Source organism: Corallococcus sp. AB018 (genome assembly GCF_003986945.1).
In the GTDB taxonomy this organism is placed as follows: Bacteria; Myxococcota; Myxococcia; order Myxococcales; family Myxococcaceae; genus Corallococcus; species Corallococcus exiguus.
In genome coordinates this window covers 1-644 of sequence record NZ_RAWR01000479.1, presented here as the reverse complement: position 1 = coordinate 644, position 644 = coordinate 1, and the positions used below count along the sequence as shown (strand labels likewise).

Genomic DNA, 644 nt, shown 5'->3' with positions numbered 1-644 from the left:
GCACGTCGCCGCTGCCATCCGCTGGGTAGTGCGCCTTTCTCCCCAGGACGCCCTCCGCAAGGCGGGCTGCCTCGCCGAGGGATTCTGGCTGCGCGATTTGTTAGAGAACTTCTGGCGACCTACTTAGCCGCGCACGGCTGATCCGCGAGGAATGACAACACCCCGGAGGCCGGCACCGTGAAGGTCCGGCGTCCGGGGTGCTTGTTTCTTCCGCGCTCGAAAGGCGGCGGCTGACTACTTGTCGGTCGCGTCCTCGATCTTGTCGCCGGCCTTCTCCGCGGCGTCGCCCGTGGCATCGGCGGCGTCCTCGGCCGTGTCCTTCACCTTGTCGCCCGCCTGCTCCACGTCGTCCTTGGCGGCCTCGCGGGTGTTGCGGTGGCAACCCGTGCCCACGGTGATAGCACCCAGCGTCAAGGCCAGCAGCGTCAGCTTCTTCATACGGTGTGACTCCTTCGCTTGAAGGGGGTGGCGGGATGCGACCCGCCGTCCCCCGTGCGCCGCGCAAGGTAGGCACTGTCCACCAGCTGCCAAGGGGGCAGCCCTTTTGGGATGTACGCTCCGGGGCATCCGCGCCCCACTGATGGGCGCCGGAACACGCTGTTAGGGTGCGCCTTCACGAGGGGCCTGATCCCGCCCCCGGAGGC

Annotated in this window: 1 protein-coding gene; it reads right to left on the bottom strand. The window is 68.3% G+C overall.

All coding sequences use genetic code 11. The annotated features are described in order from the left end of the window. Window positions 1–234: 234 nt before the first annotated feature. On the bottom strand, window positions 235–438 hold the full coding sequence (locus D7Y11_RS42815) for a YtxH domain-containing protein (protein ID WP_120581663.1): 204 nt from the start codon (window positions 436–438) through the stop codon (window positions 235–237). Between the last annotated feature and the right edge of the window lie 206 nt (window positions 439–644).